Below are 16,733 nucleotides of genomic sequence, written 5' to 3'. Positions count from 1 at the left end.
TTCTATCCGTAGGACAAATGCCCGTTGGGCACTGCCCCCGCAGGTTATCAGTTACTGCGCATCCAGTTGCTTGCCACGGGTTTCCGGCAGGCTCAACGCCGCGAGAATCACCACCCCGTAAGACACCGCAGCAAACGCGCCGATGCCCACGCTCAACGGCACTGTCTGGCTGAGCAGGCCGATCAGCAATGGAAACAGCGCCGCCAGCGCCCGCCCGATGTTGTAGCAGAAGCCCTGGCCCGAACCGCGAATCCGCGTCGGAAACAGCTCGGTAAGAAACGCGCCCATGCCGCTGAAAATCCCCGAGGCGAAGAAGCCCAGCGGAAAGCCCAGCCACAGCATCACGCCGTTGCTGACCGGCATCTGCGTGTACAGCAGCACGATAGTGAACGAGCCGACCGCGAACAGGATGAAGTTCTTTTTACGTCCCAGCAGGTCGGTGAGATAAGCGCTGATCACATAGCCGACATAGGAGCCGACGATCACCATCGCCAGATAACCGCCGGTGCCAAGCACACTCAAACCACGTTCGTTCTTGAGAAAGGTCGGCAGCCACGAGGTGATCGCGTAATACCCGCCCAGTGCGCCGGTGGTCAGCAAGGAGGCGCGGAACGTGGTGAAGAGCATGCCGGGAGCGAAGATCTCGTAGAACTTCGCCGGGTTCTGCGGGGTTTGCGCAGCCTTGGCTTCGCGATAGATCTCCGGGTCTTTCACCAGCCGACGGACGAAAATCACGAAGATCGCCGGGACGATGCCGAGAATGAACAGCGCACGCCAGGCGTCTTCCGGTGGCAACACCGAGAACAGCAGCGCATACAGAATCGCCGTCAGGCCCCAACCCAGCGCCCAGCCGGATTGCACCATGCCCACCGCTTTACCGCGGTCCTTGGCGCGGATCACCTCACCGATCAGCACCGCGCCGGCGGTCCATTCGCCGCCGAAACCGAAGCCCATCAGGGTGCGAGCAATCAACAGCTGTTCGTAGTTCTGGGCGAAGCCGCAGAGGAAGGTGAAGAAGGCGAACCACAGCACCGTCAGTTGCAGGGTGCGCACGCGGCCGATGCGGTCGGAGAGTATCCCCGCCACCCAGCCGCCGATGGCCGAGGCGATCAGGGTGCTGGTGTGAATCAGCCCGGCCTGCCCGGTGGTGATACCCCACATGGCAATCAGGGTCGGCACCACGAAGCTGAGCATCTGCGTGTCCATGCCGTCCAGACCGTAGCCGATCTTGCAGCTCCAGAACGTGCGGCGCTCCTGTTGATTGATGTTGCGATACCAGTCGAACGGCCCCGGACGCGCCGTTGCCGTGGATGCTTCTAGGGTGTCGGGAGCACTCATGGCTTATCTCCGCAGGTTTTTTATTGGTCTTGTTCGTAGCCCCGACGACGCCTATCGTGGGAACCGGATGCGCCGATTTTTGGGCGCGCCGCCCTGCTGCGTCCAACGAATAAAAACCCGCCTTAGGCATAAGAAAAATTTGTCACTCGAGCCGTTGCCATGAACCTGAAGTTTCTCGAGACCTTTGTCTGGGTCGCCCGGCTGAAGAGTTTTCGCCTGACCGCGGACAAGCTGTTCACCACCCAGGCCTCGATTTCCAGCCGCATCGCGGTGCTCGAAGGCGAACTGGGGGTGAAGCTGTTTCTGCGCGATTCACGCGGTGTCAGCCTGACGCCCGAAGGCCTGAAAGTGCTGGATTATGCCGAGCAGATGCTCGACACCATGCAGGCGCTGAAGCAATCGATCGAGACCCGCTCAAGCAAGGTCGGCCGGGTACGCATCGGCGTGATGGACACGGTGATTCACACCTGGCTCAGCCCGTTGGTGGCGCAGATGACCGATCTGTATCCACGCGTGGAAATCGAGCTGGTGGCCGATACGTCGCTCAACCTCTGCGATCAGTTGCAAAAAGGCTTTCTCGATCTGATCCTGCAAACCGATCTGGTGCGCCACGAGAGCGTGCGCAGCCTGGAACTGGCCAGCCATCCGCTGGGCTGGATCGTCGCCAGCCAATCGATCTACAACCGCGATTACGCCGACCTCGGCGAACTGGCGCAGGAGCGGATCATCACTTACTCGAAAAACTCCCGACCGCACCAGGATCTGCTGGCACTGATGCAGGCCAACGGTGTGCTGGCGCCGCGCTTGAACTGCGTGAACTCGGTGTCGGCGATTACCCGGCTGCTGCGCGATGGCTTTGGCATCGGCGTCCTGCCGCCGGTGCTGGTGGCCGAGGAACTGGCACGAGGCGAACTGACCTTGCTCGACATCGACCAGCGGCCGCCGAACCTGCAGGTGGTGGTGTCTTGGCGGGTTGGTGTGGAATGGGTCGAGGAGATTGTGACGTTGTGTCAGCAGGTGCTGGGGGAATATGCGCGCAAGGTGGGTGAGAATTACATCGTCTTGAGTAACTGAACAGCAAAAGATCGCAGCCTTCGGCAGCTCCTACAGAGATCAATGCAGGAGCAGCCGAAGGCTGCGATCTTTTGCTCTTGAGCTTTTAAAGGCCGCGCACGTCGCGGTCTTCAATCGGCCGGCTCTGGCGCAAACGCCGGCCGCCCAGCACCACCCAGTCGATCAGGCGAATCAGGCACTCGATGCCGAACGACAGCAGCAGCGCGCCGCTCATGCCCCAGATCATCGCTTCCGGGGTCAGCAGGATCTGGTAGCTGTAGCCGTTCCAGGTTTCCTTGCGAATGTCCGGGTCGGCGGCCAGCACCACTTGCAGGAAGCGGATGTACCACGGGCCCTGCATGGCCTGGAACTGTTTATCCAGCGCAATCTGCCGGTTGAGCAAGGTGCTCAGGCTGTCGGCATCGCTGCGAAACACCGGGTCTTCGCTGGCGCGGTAATGCGCGACCAGTGCCTGCAGGTCGCCCTTGAAGAACTGCTCGGCCGTACCCTGGAAACCACGCAGACCGGTCTGCGCTTCGATCAGATGGGCTTCGACGCGTTTGGCGTAATCGTTGATGAAACCCGGTACCTGAACACCGATCAACAGGCCCGCCGCAAACAACACCAGCCGTAGATAACTGAGCAACATCGAGGAAAGATCCTTTATTCGGTCGTGCCCTGGCTGACGCATTCACCGCGTCGCCACAGGCTCCATTGGCCCGGTTGGTAACGGGTCCAGGTTTCATTTTCGGTCAAAGGCTCGGTGGCGATCACCGTGACCACATCGTTGGGCGTGGTTTCCGCCTGGAAATCGACGATCACATCGACATCCTTGAGCCGCGCCGGACCGAACGGTGCGCGCCGGGTGATCTGTGCCAGTTTGGTCGAGCAATAGCAGAACAGCCAGTCGCCGTCGCTGAGCAGGCAGTTGAACACGCCTTTGCTGCGGTATTCGGCGCACGCGGCGACCAGATCCGGCAGCAGCACTTCTATATCGACCGGTTCCGGGAAGGCTGCACGCACGCGGTTGAGCAAATCGCAGAACGCCGCTTCGCTGTCGGTGTCGCCGACCGGGCGGTAGAAACTCTTGATCGGGGTGAAATCGGCGAGCTGGCCGTTGTGCGCGAAGCACCAGTTGCGACCCCACAGTTCGCGAACGAACGGGTGGGTGTTGGACAGGCAGACCTTGCCGACGTTGGCCTGGCGGATATGGCCGATGACCACTTCGCTCTTGATCGGATAGCGCTGCACCAGATTGGCGACTTCCGACTCGCTGCTGGCGGCCGGGTCCTGAAACAGGCGCAAGCCGCGACCTTCATAGAAGGCGATGCCCCAGCCGTCGCGGTGCGGGCCGGTACGCCCGCCGCGCTGCATCAGGCCGGTGAAGCTGAACACGATATCGGTCGGCACGTTGGCACTCATGCCCAGTAATTCACACATGTGCGGACTCTCGGGATTACAGACGCGGCTCGACCCGCATGCGCTGCGGATTATTCGGCACTGGCGGGCGTCCATAGCGGTCATCGCCGGCAGCGCCGAACGGCTGATCGTCGTCACGGTCATCGGCACGGGCCGCCGCCTTGGCGGCTTCGGCCTGCTCGCGACGGGCGCGGGAAGCGCGTTCGATCGGGAAGCGGATCAACACGAAGATCAGGTAGATGCCGAAGGCGATCATGCCGTACATGAACAGGTCGGAAATCGCCCGCCAGGCGTTGTTGCCGACCTTGAAGGCCAGATCCAGCGCGGTGATGGCGATGGACGGTGCAACCTTGGCTTTCACCGGGTCAATGATGGTCGGGCTGAACAGCAACACTGCCATCAGCACTCGCAGCGGCTCGCGCAGCCAGCGCCACATCCAGCGGGTCAGGCGCATCCATACCAACAGGCAGCCCACAGCGGCAAAGGCGTAGAGGCCCCAGGCGATCAGATAGTCGTTCTCGGTCATGGTGTCCATGGCAAGGCAGGCAAAGAGGCGCTTATAGTAACGACTTTTCGCCCGCCAGGCTTGTCCCAATAGACACACAACCTGTAGGAGTGAGCCTGCTCGCGAATACGGACTGTCAGTTGAAACATTGTTGTCTGACCCACCGCTTTCGCGAGCAGGCTCGCTCCTACAGGGGAACGCAGCGGTTTCAAGATCTGCGAAAAACCCATTTCCGAACATTGTCCGAGAGCCTTCCATGCCCCAAACCGCCCACGTCATCAGTGCCCCGATCGCCCGCAAGGCTGCCGGTGCCGACCCGTATGCCTGGCTGCAGGAACGCGACACCGACGCGGTGCTCGACTACCTCAAGGCCGAAAACGCTTATCAGGAAGCACAGACCGCCGATCAGGCCGGCCTGCGCGAAAGCCTGTTCGAGGAGATCAAGGGCCGGATCCTCGAAACCGACCTGTCCCTGCCCTCGCCGTGGGGCCCGTATCTCTATTACACACGCACCACCGCTGGCGACGAATACGCCCGGCATTACCGCTGCCCGCGTCCGGCTGACGACAGCCTGACCCTCGACGAGAGCCGCGAGCAACTGCTGCTCGACCCGAACGTGCTGGCCAATGGCGGCTTTTTCTCCCTCGGCGCGTTCAGCATCAGCCCCGATCACCAGCGCCTGGCGTACAGCGTCGACGCTTCGGGCGACGAGATCTACACGCTGTTCGTCAAGGAACTGGCCAACGACAAGGTCAGCGAACTGGAGTTCGAAGACTGCGACGGCAGCATGACCTGGGCCAACGACAGCCTGACCCTGTTTTTCGGCGTGCTCGACGACACTCATCGTCCGCACAAACTGTTTCGCTATCGCCTCGACGGCACCGCTGCTGAAGAGGTATTCCACGAGGCGGACGGGCGTTTCTTCCTGCATTGCTACCGCTCCAGTTCCGAGCAGCAATTGCTGTTGACCCTGGGCAGCAAGACCACCACTGAAGTCTGGGCGCTGGATGCCCACCAGCCGCACCTGCCCTTCACCTGCCTGGCGCCACGGGTCGAGGATCACGAATACGACGTCGACCACGGCATGCTCGATGGCGCGTGGACGTGGTTCATTCGCACCAACCGCGACGGCATCAACTTCGCCCTGTATCAGGCGCCGGATACCGGGCTCGCGCCGAGCGAAGCCGACTGGCAGAACCTGATCCCGCACAGCGACACAGTGATGCTCGACGGCGTGACCCTCAACGCCGAGGCCATGACCCTGAGCCTGCGCGAAGGCGGTTTGCCGATCATCGAAGTTCACCCGCAAGGCCTGACGCCGTATCGCGTGCAACTGCCGGACGCGGCCTACAGCCTCTATGTGCAAAACAGCCTGGAGTTCGAGAGCGACCGCATCCGCCTGCGCTACGAAGCGTTGAACCGTCCGGCACAGGTGCGGCAGTTGATGCTGGCCACCGGCGAGCAAACCGTTCTGAAAGAAACCCCGGTGCTCGGCCCGTTCGACGCCGACGCCTACGTCAGCCAGCGCCTGTGGGCCACCGCGCCGGACGGCACGCAGGTGCCGATCAGCCTGGTGATGAAACGCGAAATGGTCGGCAAAGCGGTGCCGCTGTACCTCTACGGTTACGGCGCATACGGCTCCAGCCTCGACCCATGGTTTTCCCATGCACGCCTGAGTCTGCTGGATCGCGGCATGGCCTTCGCCATCGCCCACGTGCGTGGCGGCGGCGAGCTGGGCGAAGCCTGGTATCGCGCCGGCAAGCAGGAACACAAGCCCAACACCTTCAGCGACTTCATTGCCTGCGCCGAATTCCTGATCCTCAATGGCATCACCACCGCCGAGAACCTGGCGATCAGCGGCGGCAGCGCCGGTGGCCTGCTGATCGGCGCGGTGCTCAATCAGCGTCCGGACCTGTTCGGCGTGGCGATTGCCGAAGTGCCGTTCGTCGACGTGCTCAACACCATGCTCGACCCGGAGCTGCCGCTGACCGTCACCGAATACGACGAATGGGGCAACCCGCAAGAGCCGGACGTCTATGAGCGGATCAAAGCCTACGCGCCGTACGAAAACGTCACCGCGCAGGATTATCCGGCAACACTGGTGATCGCCGGCTACAACGACAGTCGCGTGCAGTACTGGGAAGCGGCCAAGTGGGTGGCAAAACTGCGCGCGACCAAGACCGACGATAATCTGCTGCTGCTCAAGACCGAACTCGGCGCCGGGCATGGCGGCATGAGCGGGCGTTATCAGGGATTACGTGACGTAGCGCTCGAATATGCATTTGTGTTCAAGGTTTTGGGCATCGTCTGAGGAACTCCGTCGGTCACTTGGGTCTTAATTCCAGACCCAAGAGGCCGATATCACCGAGATCCCCTGTAGGAGCTGCCGAAGGCTGCGATCTTTTGATCTTGCTTTTCAAAAAATCAAAATCAAAAGATCGTCCGATCGCGGCCCGAGCCTGCGGCAGCTCCTACAAGGAACCGTGTTAAGCCTGAAACAGTGAAAACAAAAAGACCGCAATGACATGTCAGAACCCACTCTACTGAACAACGAAATTCGCGACTGGCTGATGGACTGTGGCCTGTTCGATCAATTGCAACTGGCGGACTTTGCCGCGGCCTCGGGCTATTTCAGCATCAGCACCGTGGCGCAAGGCGAAGCGATTTTCCGCGAGGGCGATGCCGGCAGTTTCATGTGCATCATCCACACCGGTCAGGTCGCCGTGCAGAAGACCGGGGCCGACGGCCAGGTCATCACCATGGCGACCCTGCGCAGCGGTCGGGCGTTCGGTGAAATGGCCGTGCTTGACGGCGAACGGCGCTCAGCCACCTGCATCGCGGCGAGCAACTGTCAGTTGCTCAATCTGGGTAAGGACTCGCTGGAAAAGATGCTCAACGACGCGCCGAAGATCGCCGCGAAAATCATCCGCGCCCTCGCCGTCTCCCTCTCCAAACGCCTGCGCATGGCCGACGGTCAACTGGCGGCGCAGCAGATCTAGCCGCCGGGGGATTTGTTCTTGGTGCCACCCGGTTCGATGCCCGGCACCGGTTGATCCTTGCTCGGCGGGCTGGGCATTTCGATCGGCACCAGCGGCGGACTGCCACTGCCGGCGCCGGCCTTCGGTACGCTGATCGGGGTGATTTGCGGATACGGCGTCGGTGTTGCGGTACCGGGCGACCCGGGTTGTGGCGTCGGGCTGACCGGAATGGTCTGCTGCGCCTGCACTGCAGTAATCGAGAGCGCGGCCAGGGCAATGACCGTTAGAATGGTGCGCTTCATCAAGGGCTCCGTTTGGCCTCTAGTCTGCGCTCAGGCTACTCCCAACGGGCCAGCTTGCCTTCCCCCTTGTAGAGATTTCCATGAAACGTTTCGTTCTGCTCGACACCACGCCGATCCCTGATAACGGTGGCGCCCTGTGCCTGTTCGAGTATGGCGAGGATTTCGTCATCAAGATCCAGGGCGGCGACGGCGGGCAATTGATGAACACGCGCATGCACGGTTCCGAAGATGCGCTGGCCGAGATTCCTTGCCGCAAGGTCGCCGGACGGCCGAATTCGCGGGTGCTGATCGGCGGTCTGGGCATGGGTTTCACCCTCGCCTCGGCGCTCAAGCATCTGGGCAAGAGTGCTGAAGTGGTGGTCGCCGAGCTGGTGCCGGGCGTCGTCGAATGGAACCGTGGGCCGCTGGGTGAAAAGTCCGGTCGGCCGCTGCTCGATCCGCGCACGGTGATCCGTCAGGACGACGTGGCCAAGGTGCTGCAAAGCGAGCCGAATGGCTTCGACGCCATCATGCTCGACGTCGACAACGGTCCCGAAGGCCTGACGCAGAAGGCCAACAGCTGGCTGTATTCCGCCGCTGGGCTCAACGCCTGCGCCAAGGCCCTGCGGCCCAAGGGGGTGCTGGCAGTGTGGTCGGCCAGCGCTGACCGGCAGTTTTCCGACAAATTGAAGAAGGCCGGTTTCAAGGCCGAAGAAGTCCAGGTGTTCGCCCACGGCAACAAAGGCACGCGCCACACGATCTGGATTGCCGAGAAGCTCAAGGGCTGAGCTAAACTGGCGTCATAACCGTCATTAGTCTTTTTTACAAAGGTGAACCCATGAGTTCGTCCACCCCGACCAACACGTCGAAGCTCGATCGCATCCTTGCCGACAACCAGCGCGACAAGGAAATGGGCTACCGCGACAAGGCCCTGAAAATGTACCCGCACGTGTGTGGCCGCTGCGCCCGTGAGTTCTCCGGCAAGCGCCTGAGCGAACTGACCGTGCACCACCGCGATCACAACCACGACAACAACCCGCAGGACGGCTCGAACTGGGAGCTGTTGTGCCTGTACTGCCACGACAACGAACACTCGCGCTACACCGACCAGCAATACTTCGACGACGGCTCGCTGAGCACGCCGAAGATTGCCAAGGCGACGCATAATCCGTTTGCGGCCCTCGCCGGGCTCATGAAAAAAGAAGATTAAAAGCAAAAGATCGCAGCCTTCGGCAGCTCCTGCAGGGTGTACGCCATTCAACTGTAGGAGCTGCCGAAGGCTGCGATCTTTTGATCTTATCCCCGTATAATCGCCTCCTTTTTCCCGAAGGCACCCCGCTCGTGGCAGACAAACGTTACAGCTGCATTGGTTTGTACAACCCCAAGTCACCGGAGAACGTCGGTTCGGTGATGCGCGCCGCAGGCTGTTACGGCGTCGCGTCGGTGTTCTACACCGGCAAGCGTTATGAACGCGCCGCCGATTTCGTCACCGACACCAAGCGCGTGCACTACGACATCCCGCTCATCGGCATCGACGACCTGAAAAAGATCCTCCCGCTCAACTGCGTCCCGGTTGCTGTGGAACTGGTCGAAGGCGCCCGCCCGTTGCCTGAATACACTCACCCGGACCGTGCGCTGTACATCTTCGGCCCGGAAGACGGCTCGCTGGATAAAGAGATCCGCGACTGGTGCGAAGACGTGGTCTACATCCCGACCACCGGCTGCATGAACCTCGCCGCCACCGTCAACGTCGTGCTCTACGACCGCATGGCCAAGGGTCTGAACACCCGCTCGGGGCCGAAATTCCGCTGAAACGTCGTACATCCGATGGAACAAGCTGGCCGCCCCGGCAGTCAGCTTATCTATCTATTGCACATTGCCTGGGAGACAGATCATGACCGAACTCAAACGTGTCCAACGTATCGAATCCACCCCGTTCCAAAGCCCTTCGCAGCAGAACGTGCAGGGCTGGGAACGCATCGGCTCGCTGGCCGGTGGCGTGATCATGGTCGGCAAGGGCTTGCGCCGTGGCGGCGTCTTCGGTCTGGTTCAGGTGGCGATTGGCGGTGTGGCGATGGCCCGAGGCATCACCGGGCACAGCTCAGTGAAAAGCCTGCTGGAAAAAAGCCGTCAGGACATGAACAACGTGCGGGCGAAAATCGAGCGTGCCGGTGAAGAGCTGAGCCAGCTGAAAGCCAATGCCGAGGCGGCGACCCGCACCGCTACCGTAACAGGCAATGATTCGGTGAAGTCGCCGAAAGCCGGGGTTTGATGGTTTAAAAGCAAAAGATCGCAGCCTTCGGCAGCTCCTACAGGGAAAACGCATTTCACATGTAGGAGCTGCCGAAGGCTGCGATCTTTTGATCTTTACTGTAATAACGCGGTATCAAGGACTTTGGAGGACTCGCCAAGAACACTCTCGGCCAGTTGCACAAATTCCTTGGTATCCACTGTCCCCAAATGCATCGCCCCGCGCAACACATCATCCAGCGAGCGCTTGTTGCGCGTCTTCAGGCGAATCTCGTGGTCCAGTTCCTGCAACACAATCACCGCTTTTGAAAGCTGCGCCGGGCTGATCTGCTCGCCGCGCAAGGTCGTGACTTTCTGACTGTCCCTGGTCAACTTTGCCTGCAACGCCTGATAGCGTTCATCGCTCATGCCGCCGGCGCGGCGCACCAGTTCGATCGCGTAGTACTCGGCAAACCCTTCGCTGATCCAGTCGCTGCGCTGCTCGTCGTTGATCCGCCCGAACACCTGCGCCAGTTCGCGCACCAGCGCACTGCTGCCGCTCTCGCTGACCAGCGGCAGGCGCGTGTTCAAGTAGATCGACTCGTGCGCACCGAGGCTGCCGCGCCACATCGGGTCATTGGCGCCGACGATCAACAGCTTTTTCGGATGCCGGGGATAGACCGCTTGCACCTGCGGCCAGACGAATGTCAGCAAGGTCAGCACATCCATACGACGCATGCCCTGGCCTTGCGGCGAGGCCACGGTGACTTCGGTTTCGCCCAGACGCGTGCGACGACTGCCGAGATGGCCGGCGAGCATCCAGCCGGTCGGGCGGTCGAACAGGCGTGAAGGGTTGTCGATGCGGAATGTGTTCTTGCCGATGCGCGGCCAGGCGGTTTCGATGCTTTTCCAGCCGTTGGGCAGTTCGAATTGCAGACGTGACACCAGCTCAACGCCATCCTGCTGATCGAGCTTGGCCGGCGGCACCAGATCATCGCCGCGCAGCAGTGCCCAGCTCGGGGTCATGCGCGTGTCGAAGCTGCCGCTCTTGCGCCCGTGGCTGACGCTGACGCGGTAGGTCAGGCTGGCTTTGTCGCCCGTCGGCCGCCACAGACCCCGAGCCCGTTTGCCCGGGGTCAACTGCCACTGGCCGTCGGCCTTGAAGTCGCTGTAGTGGCTGCCATCGCCAAGGTCAAAGTCGAGGCTGCGCACCGCTTCGCCTTTGGCCAGGGTCAGACGCACCTCGGCCTGATCGCTTTGCGGCAACAGACGCACGTGGTAGTCCAGATCGACTTTCTTTGCCGCCCACACTGGCGCACTCAACGCCAGCAGCCCAACGCCCAGCGCCCGCCGCAATCCCACAGCCATACACACTCCTGGGTGAAACGTGAATCTGCGGGCGTTTAACCGGCCCGGAAAATCAGGTGATCTTCCCAGTCATCCTCCGGCACGCTGCCTTCGGCGAGCATGCGTCCGGACTGGGAAATCCGTTCGTGGTGCACGGCGTCACGGTCGCCGCACACCAGGTGGTGCCACAACGGCAGATCCTTGCCTTCGCTGACCAGTCGGTAACCGCAGGTCGGCGGCAGCCATTTGAATTCTTCGGCCTGGCCCGGAGTGAGCTGGATGCAGTCCGGGACAAACTTGATGCGGTTCGGGTAGTCGCTGCACTGGCAGGTTTTCAGGTCCAGCAGTTTGCAGGCGATGCGCGTGTAATAGACGCTGTTGTCTTCTTCATCTTCGAGTTTCTGCAGGCAGCACAGACCGCAGCCGTCGCACAGCGATTCCCATTCCTCGTGATCCAGTTGATCGAGGGTTTTGCGTTTCCAGAACGGTTCGACTTTGGCGGCCATGGCTCAAGCATCAACATCAGGTGGTGAAAAGGCCGCCAGTCTAGTGCCCCAGGCCTTGCGGGCCAAGCGCTGGCGACTGTCGGTAAATCCCGCTTGTCAGCCGAATCGCCGCCCAGTAGGGTTTTGCCACGAATTCATGACTCAAACACAGCAAGGAAACTTCGATGAGTGCCAACCCTCGCGTTGCCGATTACGCCATTCACCCGCAATTCACCGATCGCTGGTCGCCCCGCGCCTTCACTGGCGAAGCGATCCCGGAAGAAACCCTGCTGAGCTTTTTCGAAGCTGCGCGCTGGGCACCATCGGCCTACAACTCGCAGCCGTGGCGCTTCCTCTATGCGCGTCGCGACACGCCGAACTGGGAGCGTTTTCTAGGTTTGCTGAATGAGTTCAACCGCAGCTGGGCGCAACACGCCTCGGCGCTGGTGATCGTGATTTCGAAAACCACCTTCACCGCACCCGGCGCCAGCGAAGAGACCCCGGCGCTGTGGCACACCTTCGACACCGGTTCGGCGTGGGGCCACCTGGCGCTGCAAGCGAGCATCAGCGGCTGGCACACCCACGGCATGGCCGGCTTCGATCAGGAGCTGACCCGCAAAGAGCTGAATATCCCTGAAGGTTATGCGCTGCACGCGGCCGTCGCTGTCGGCAAGCTTGGTGACAAGGCAACGCTGGCCGAGTACCTGCAGGCCCGTGAAGAACCAAGCCCGCGTCGTCCGCTGAGCGAGCTGGTGGCCGAAGGCAGCTTCACCCTCTAAAAGCAAAAGATCGCAGCCTTCGGCAGCGCCTACATTGGTCCCTGTAGGAGCTGCCGAAGGCTGCGATCTTTTGATTACACCTCAATATCCGCGGTTGAAATCCACTTCCCCGCGCAGCGCTTCACCGGCCTGATACGCCTTCAGGTTTTCGACGAACAACTGCACCATCAACGCCGGCGATGTCGGTGCCGAGCTGTGCCCGGTCAGCAGCAGGCCCCAGGCGGTCCAGAACGGATGGCGTTGCGGCAACGGCTCCTGACGGCAGACGTCGATCACCGCGCCCGCCAGATGTCCTTCCTTCAAGGCTTCCACCAGATCGGCATCGACCACCGCCACGCCGCGGCCGACGTTGATGAACAGCCCGGTCGGCTTGAATTGCTTGAACAGCGCCGCGTCGTAGATATCGTGAGTGTGCGCGGTGTTCGGCAGCAGGTTGACCACGTAATCGACCTCGCCCACCAGCCGTGGCAGATCCGCCATCGCACCGACTTCAACGAACGGTGCCTGCTCGCGTGCGCTGCTGGCGATGCCGTACAACTCGACGCCGAACGGCAGCAGGAACTGCGCCACGCTTTGGCCAATGTCACCGGTGCCGACGATCAACACCTTGCGCCCGACCAGACTCTGACCGGTGCGGTTGTCCCACTTGCGCTCGACCTGGCTGACCAGACGCGCCAGCACTTCACGCTCGTGACCGAGCATGTAGGTCAGGACGTATTCGGCCATCACCTGACCGAAGATCCCCACCGCGCGAGTCAGGCGATAATCGCGGCGCAAGCCGTCGGCGAGCAGCGGCGTGATGCCGGCCCAGGTCGATTGCAGCCATTGCGGTTGATGGCCCTGACGCAACAGCGTCGCCAGCAGATCCGGCTGGCCCAGCCACACCGGGCAATCGGCAGCCTGACGGGCCAGTTCGGCGGAGTCGCCACTGGTCAGTACTTCAAGTTCGGGGGCCGCCTGACGCAGCAGCCGGGCGTACACCGCGTGGTCGTGTTCAGCAATCAGAACGCGCATCTTCAAACCTTTCGCAAACCGTGCAGGCAACCGCCGAAGGAGTCGCGCTCCTTCGTGGCGGTCGTCGCCGTAAAATCAGTTCCAGGGTGGCAAGAGGCCCAGAACAGGGCCTCGCAGATCAGACCGGGTCGTTGCGTCGCAGCAACTCTTCGGGCAGGTGTTCGATGTACTCGTCCTCGGCCGGCGGCATCTGCAGGTGATAGCCCTGCTTGTCGAGGTTTTCCAAGACTACGACGATGTCCTCGCTGGCCAGCTTGCGCTCAGGCGACAGGACCAGATCGAAAGAATGTTTCGGCTTGCCGAACGCCAACATCAGCGGTTCCGGCACGCGCTCCAGAGCATCGCTCTTGAGCACATAAAGGTACATCCCGCTTCGCTTGGAGCTTTGGTAAATGGAACAAATACGTTTCAAGGCTGTTCTCCGGCGGTGGCCAGGCTGTCGAGCAGCTTCTGGCCCATGAGTTCGCGGCGCCAGCCACGCAGCGACTCAGGCAATTGATAAGGCCCCTCGGGGAAGCCGCTTTTGACCAGGGCTTCGAGGGTTTTCTTGCGCAGCATCAGTTCCGGCGCGATGCCCAGGCGTTCGGCTTCGACCTGACCGAGGGCGCGCAGTTGCTTGATCAGCGCGGCGGCTTCGACCGGCAAGGGCTCCGGCACCGCCGGCGGCCATTGATCAGGCCCCACACTGCCAGAGCGCTTGATCAGATCAAGCAGAAATTGGCCGTCCTGACGCACGGTACGTGGGTGCATGTCTTCGATTTTGCCCAGCGCCACGAGGTTGTCCGGTTGCGTGCGGGCCAGCGGCCACAGCGAGTGCTCACGGACGATGCGGTTGCGCGGCAGATTGCGCGCGCGGGCTTCACGCTCGCGCCAGGCGCACAGCTCACGCAATACCGCGAGTTGCGCACGGGACAGTTTCCACGCCAGTTTGGCCTCGCGATAGACCTCGTACGGATCGGTCTCGCGGCGCAGGTTGGCCACCAGTTCGGCGCCGTCCTCCAGCACCCAGGCGAACTTGTCGTCGGACAGTTTCGGCCGCAGTTGTACGAAAACTTCCGCCAGATGCACCGCATCTTCAGCGGCGTAGCTGATCTGCGTGTCGGACAGCGGGCGCTGTAACCAGTCGGAACGGGTTTCGCCCTTGGGCAGTTCAATGCCGAGCACTTCCTGCACCAGTCGCGAATAGCCCATCGAGAACCCGAGGTTCAGGTAGGCCGCCGCCAGTTGCGTGTCGAACAGCGGTGCCGGCAGGCTGCCGGTCAGGCGCATCAGTACCTCGAGGTCTTCGCTGCAGGCGTGCAGGACTTTGAGCACCGCCGGGTTTTCCAGCAATGCCGCCAGCGGTTGCCAGGCGTCGATGGTCAGCGGATCGATCAGGTAGGCGCGTTTGCCGTCGCCGACCTGCAACAGGCCGGCAATCGGGTAGAAGGTGTCGACCCGCATGAATTCGGTGTCGAGGGCAACGAACGGCAGCTGCTGCCACTCGGCGCAAAACTGCGCGAGGCTTTCGTTGTCGCGAATCCAGTGAATATCGATGGCCACACGGCTCTCCCTTGAAGAATGGCGCGCAGTATATATCGCCGCTGGTGTTTTACGCGCCTGCGCTGGGCCAGAGCTGTAACGAAATGTCCTGCCAGGCAGAAAGAATAGTCTTACAGCGTGGTCAGCAAGAGGAATACGAACCTCCCCCTGTAGGAGCTGCCGCAGGCTGCGATCTGTTGATCTTGATCTTGATCTTGATCTTGATCTTGATCTTGATCTTGATCTTGATCTTGATCTTGAAAAACAAAATCAAAAGATCGCAGCCTTCGGCAGCTCCTACACGGGGAGAGTCATATTTAGTTTTTAAATAGTACTCGGGAAATCTGATTTGCCGATACATGCGGCGCACCGCCTAATCGACAGCCTCCGCAATCCAGAGTCTGCCGATGGAAAACGTTCGCGCCACCGCTCGCCCCGCTGTCTGGCTGATGCTCGGCATCATGCTCGTCGCGCTCAATCTGCGCCCGTCGATGGCCGCGGTCGGCCCCTTGCTGTCGGCCATACGCGGCGACATTCCCCTGAGTTTCAGCTTGGCTTCGCTGCTGACCATGCTGCCGGTGATGGCAATGGGGCTGGCAATGTTTTTCGGCGTCGGCATCAGTCGGCGTCTGGGCGAGCAGCGCACGGTGATCCTGTCGCTGTTGATTATCGGGCTGGCGACACTGTCGCGGCTGTGGCTCGATTCGGCGGCGCAGTTGATTGGCAGCGCGGTACTGGCGGGGATGGGCATCGCCTTGGTTCAGGCGTTGATGCCAGCGCTGATCAAGTCACGCTTTCCCGACAGCGTGGCGCTGTGCATGGGTTTGTATGTGACCTCGATCATGGGCGGCGCCGCACTGGCCGCCTCGTTTGCGCCACTGGTGAGGGTGCAGACCGGCAGCTGGCGCATCGGGCTGGCAATCTGGGCGGTGCTGGCCTTGCTCGCGTTGCTGGTCTGGTGGACACAACCGACCACGTCATCCAGGCAGAACACGCCAGTAGGAAAACAATCGTTCTTCGGCAATTCCCGCGCGTGGTTACTCGCTGTCTTCTTCGGTCTGGGTACAGCGTCCTACACCTGCGTACTCGCCTGGCTGGCGCCGTATTACGTGGAGCAAGGCTGGAGCGAACAACACGCCGGCCTGCTGTTGGGTTTTCTGACGGCCATGGAGGTGATTTCCGGGCTGCTGACACCGGCCATCGCCAACCGCAGCCGTGATCGACGCGTGGTTCTGGCGGCGTTGCTGCTGCTGATCATTGGCGGCTTCTGTGGACTGATCCTCAGCCCGCAACACCTGAGCCTGCTGTGGCCGTGCCTGCTGGGACTGGGCATTGGCGGACTGTTTCCGATGAGTCTGATCGTCTCGCTCGATCACCTCGACAACCCGCAGCGCGCCGGTGGCCTGACCGCGTTCGTGCAAGGCATCGGCTATTTGATCGCCGGGCTTTCGCCGCTGTTGGCCGGCATCCTCCGCGACCGCCTCGGCAGCTTCGAATGGGCGTGGTGGTCGCTGACCGCAGTGATGATCGTGATGCTGCTGATGGTGCTGCGCTTCGATCCCCGGCAGTACGCCCGACACATTCATTGAGGCCGAAAAGCCTCGCTGGCTAGAGGCTTCTTGCCATCTTTCTGCGGTTTGTCTGGCGACGTCGTGTTACTAAAACTTTCTGTCCCACAACTGACATTGAAACGTCCTACAGGGCTTTGTCCTGGCACCATCGTTCCGTTACGATCATGCGCACACGTTTGCGCGGATTCAGCGCAAGGAGCACAGCGAGACGGA

19 protein-coding genes are annotated in these 16,733 nt (G+C 61.4%); 9 read left to right on the top strand and 10 right to left on the bottom strand.

The annotated features are described in order from the left end of the window. Positions 1-51 precede the first annotated feature (51 nt). A complete protein-coding gene (locus KKQ10_RS15420; RefSeq protein ID WP_127649771.1) occupies positions 52-1,338 on the bottom strand; it encodes an MFS transporter in 1,287 nt (428 codons plus the stop codon). Between the two features lie 159 nt (positions 1,339-1,497). Here KKQ10_RS15420 and KKQ10_RS15415 point away from each other — a divergent pair, with 159 nt between their 5' ends. Then, on the top strand, positions 1,498-2,412 hold the full coding sequence (locus KKQ10_RS15415) for a LysR family transcriptional regulator (RefSeq protein ID WP_215501584.1): 915 nt from the start codon (positions 1,498-1,500) through the stop codon (positions 2,410-2,412). An 85-nt stretch (positions 2,413-2,497) separates the two neighbouring features. Here the strand turns inward: KKQ10_RS15415 and KKQ10_RS15410 are convergent, their stop codons facing one another. Genes KKQ10_RS15410 through KKQ10_RS15400 form a run of 3 tightly spaced genes read right to left on the bottom strand, consistent with a single transcriptional unit; the run spans position 2,498 to position 4,345 of the window. After that, complete coding sequence (locus KKQ10_RS15410; protein ID WP_047598153.1) at positions 2,498-3,040, bottom strand: DUF2937 family protein; 543 nt, start codon at positions 3,038-3,040, stop codon at positions 2,498-2,500. Positions 3,041-3,054: 14 nt separating this feature from the next. Continuing rightward, on the bottom strand, positions 3,055-3,831 hold the full coding sequence (locus KKQ10_RS15405) for a class II glutamine amidotransferase (RefSeq protein WP_007969599.1): 777 nt from the start codon (positions 3,829-3,831) through the stop codon (positions 3,055-3,057). 16 nt (positions 3,832-3,847) lie between these two features. Next, complete coding sequence (locus tag KKQ10_RS15400; protein ID WP_064586450.1) at positions 3,848-4,345, bottom strand: hypothetical protein; 498 nt, start codon at positions 4,343-4,345, stop codon at positions 3,848-3,850. Between the two features lie 226 nt (positions 4,346-4,571). Between KKQ10_RS15400 and KKQ10_RS15395 the strand changes: the two genes are divergently transcribed. Both KKQ10_RS15395 and KKQ10_RS15390 read left to right on the top strand, forming a co-directional pair. Then, complete coding sequence (locus tag KKQ10_RS15395) at positions 4,572-6,626, top strand: S9 family peptidase (protein WP_215501583.1); 2,055 nt, start codon at positions 4,572-4,574, stop codon at positions 6,624-6,626. A gap of 214 nt (positions 6,627-6,840) precedes the next feature. After that, entirely contained in the window at positions 6,841-7,314 is a 474-nt protein-coding gene (locus KKQ10_RS15390; protein ID WP_215501582.1) for a cyclic nucleotide-binding domain-containing protein, read from the top strand. Here KKQ10_RS15390 and KKQ10_RS15385 read toward each other — a convergent pair. Beyond that, a complete protein-coding gene (locus tag KKQ10_RS15385; protein WP_127649767.1) occupies positions 7,311-7,595 on the bottom strand; it encodes a hypothetical protein in 285 nt (94 codons plus the stop codon). The genes KKQ10_RS15390 and KKQ10_RS15385 overlap by 4 nt on opposite strands. Positions 7,596-7,675: 80 nt before the next feature. Here KKQ10_RS15385 and KKQ10_RS15380 point away from each other — a divergent pair, with 80 nt between their 5' ends. The 4 genes from KKQ10_RS15380 (at position 7,676) to KKQ10_RS15365 (ending at position 9,846) form a co-directional block, all read left to right on the top strand. Further along, on the top strand, positions 7,676-8,362 hold the full coding sequence (locus KKQ10_RS15380) for a spermidine synthase (RefSeq protein WP_047598150.1): 687 nt from the start codon (positions 7,676-7,678) through the stop codon (positions 8,360-8,362). 50 nt (positions 8,363-8,412) lie between these two features. Next, complete coding sequence (locus tag KKQ10_RS15375; protein ID WP_064586446.1) at positions 8,413-8,784, top strand: YajD family HNH nuclease; 372 nt, start codon at positions 8,413-8,415, stop codon at positions 8,782-8,784. Between the two features lie 131 nt (positions 8,785-8,915). Beyond that, positions 8,916-9,386 (top strand): RNA methyltransferase, encoded by a 471-nt coding sequence (locus KKQ10_RS15370; protein ID WP_007911337.1) that lies wholly within the window; start codon positions 8,916-8,918, stop codon positions 9,384-9,386. A gap of 82 nt (positions 9,387-9,468) precedes the next feature. Further along, positions 9,469-9,846, top strand: a complete 378-nt coding sequence (locus KKQ10_RS15365) for a YgaP family membrane protein (RefSeq protein WP_215501581.1) — start codon at positions 9,469-9,471, stop codon at positions 9,844-9,846. Positions 9,847-9,941: 95 nt separating this feature from the next. Here the strand turns inward: KKQ10_RS15365 and KKQ10_RS15360 are convergent, their stop codons facing one another. Both KKQ10_RS15360 and KKQ10_RS15355 read right to left on the bottom strand, forming a co-directional pair. Further along, on the bottom strand, positions 9,942-11,171 hold the full coding sequence (locus KKQ10_RS15360) for a hypothetical protein (RefSeq protein WP_215501580.1): 1,230 nt from the start codon (positions 11,169-11,171) through the stop codon (positions 9,942-9,944). A 35-nt stretch (positions 11,172-11,206) separates the two neighbouring features. Further along, complete coding sequence (locus KKQ10_RS15355; RefSeq protein WP_003222605.1) at positions 11,207-11,656, bottom strand: YcgN family cysteine cluster protein; 450 nt, start codon at positions 11,654-11,656, stop codon at positions 11,207-11,209. 164 nt (positions 11,657-11,820) lie between these two features. Here KKQ10_RS15355 and KKQ10_RS15350 point away from each other — a divergent pair, with 164 nt between their 5' ends. Continuing rightward, entirely contained in the window at positions 11,821-12,414 is a 594-nt protein-coding gene (locus KKQ10_RS15350; RefSeq protein WP_127649764.1) for a nitroreductase family protein, read from the top strand. An 81-nt stretch (positions 12,415-12,495) separates the two neighbouring features. Here KKQ10_RS15350 and KKQ10_RS15345 read toward each other — a convergent pair whose 3' ends face one another. The 3 genes from KKQ10_RS15345 to rnd all read right to left on the bottom strand — a co-directional run bounded on the left by KKQ10_RS15345 (position 12,496) and on the right by rnd (position 14,970). Then, positions 12,496-13,428, bottom strand: a complete 933-nt coding sequence (locus KKQ10_RS15345; protein ID WP_215501579.1) for a D-2-hydroxyacid dehydrogenase — start codon at positions 13,426-13,428, stop codon at positions 12,496-12,498. Between the two features lie 118 nt (positions 13,429-13,546). After that, positions 13,547-13,840 (bottom strand): YcgL domain-containing protein, encoded by a 294-nt coding sequence (locus tag KKQ10_RS15340; protein ID WP_047598109.1) that lies wholly within the window; start codon positions 13,838-13,840, stop codon positions 13,547-13,549. Beyond that, positions 13,837-14,970 (bottom strand): ribonuclease D, encoded by a 1,134-nt coding sequence (gene rnd, locus KKQ10_RS15335; protein ID WP_215501578.1) that lies wholly within the window; start codon positions 14,968-14,970, stop codon positions 13,837-13,839. The genes KKQ10_RS15340 and rnd overlap by 4 nt, the downstream gene beginning before the upstream one ends. 386 nt (positions 14,971-15,356) lie before the next feature. Between rnd and KKQ10_RS15330 the strand changes: the two genes are divergently transcribed. Further along, on the top strand, positions 15,357-16,538 hold the full coding sequence (locus KKQ10_RS15330) for a cyanate transporter (RefSeq protein WP_215501577.1): 1,182 nt from the start codon (positions 15,357-15,359) through the stop codon (positions 16,536-16,538). Positions 16,539-16,733 lie beyond the last annotated feature (195 nt).

It is taken from the genome of Pseudomonas sp. MG-9, assembly GCF_018729515.1.
Classification (GTDB): Bacteria; Pseudomonadota; Gammaproteobacteria; order Pseudomonadales; family Pseudomonadaceae; genus Aquipseudomonas; species Aquipseudomonas serboccidentalis.
This window is presented reverse-complemented; position numbering and strand designations above follow the sequence as displayed.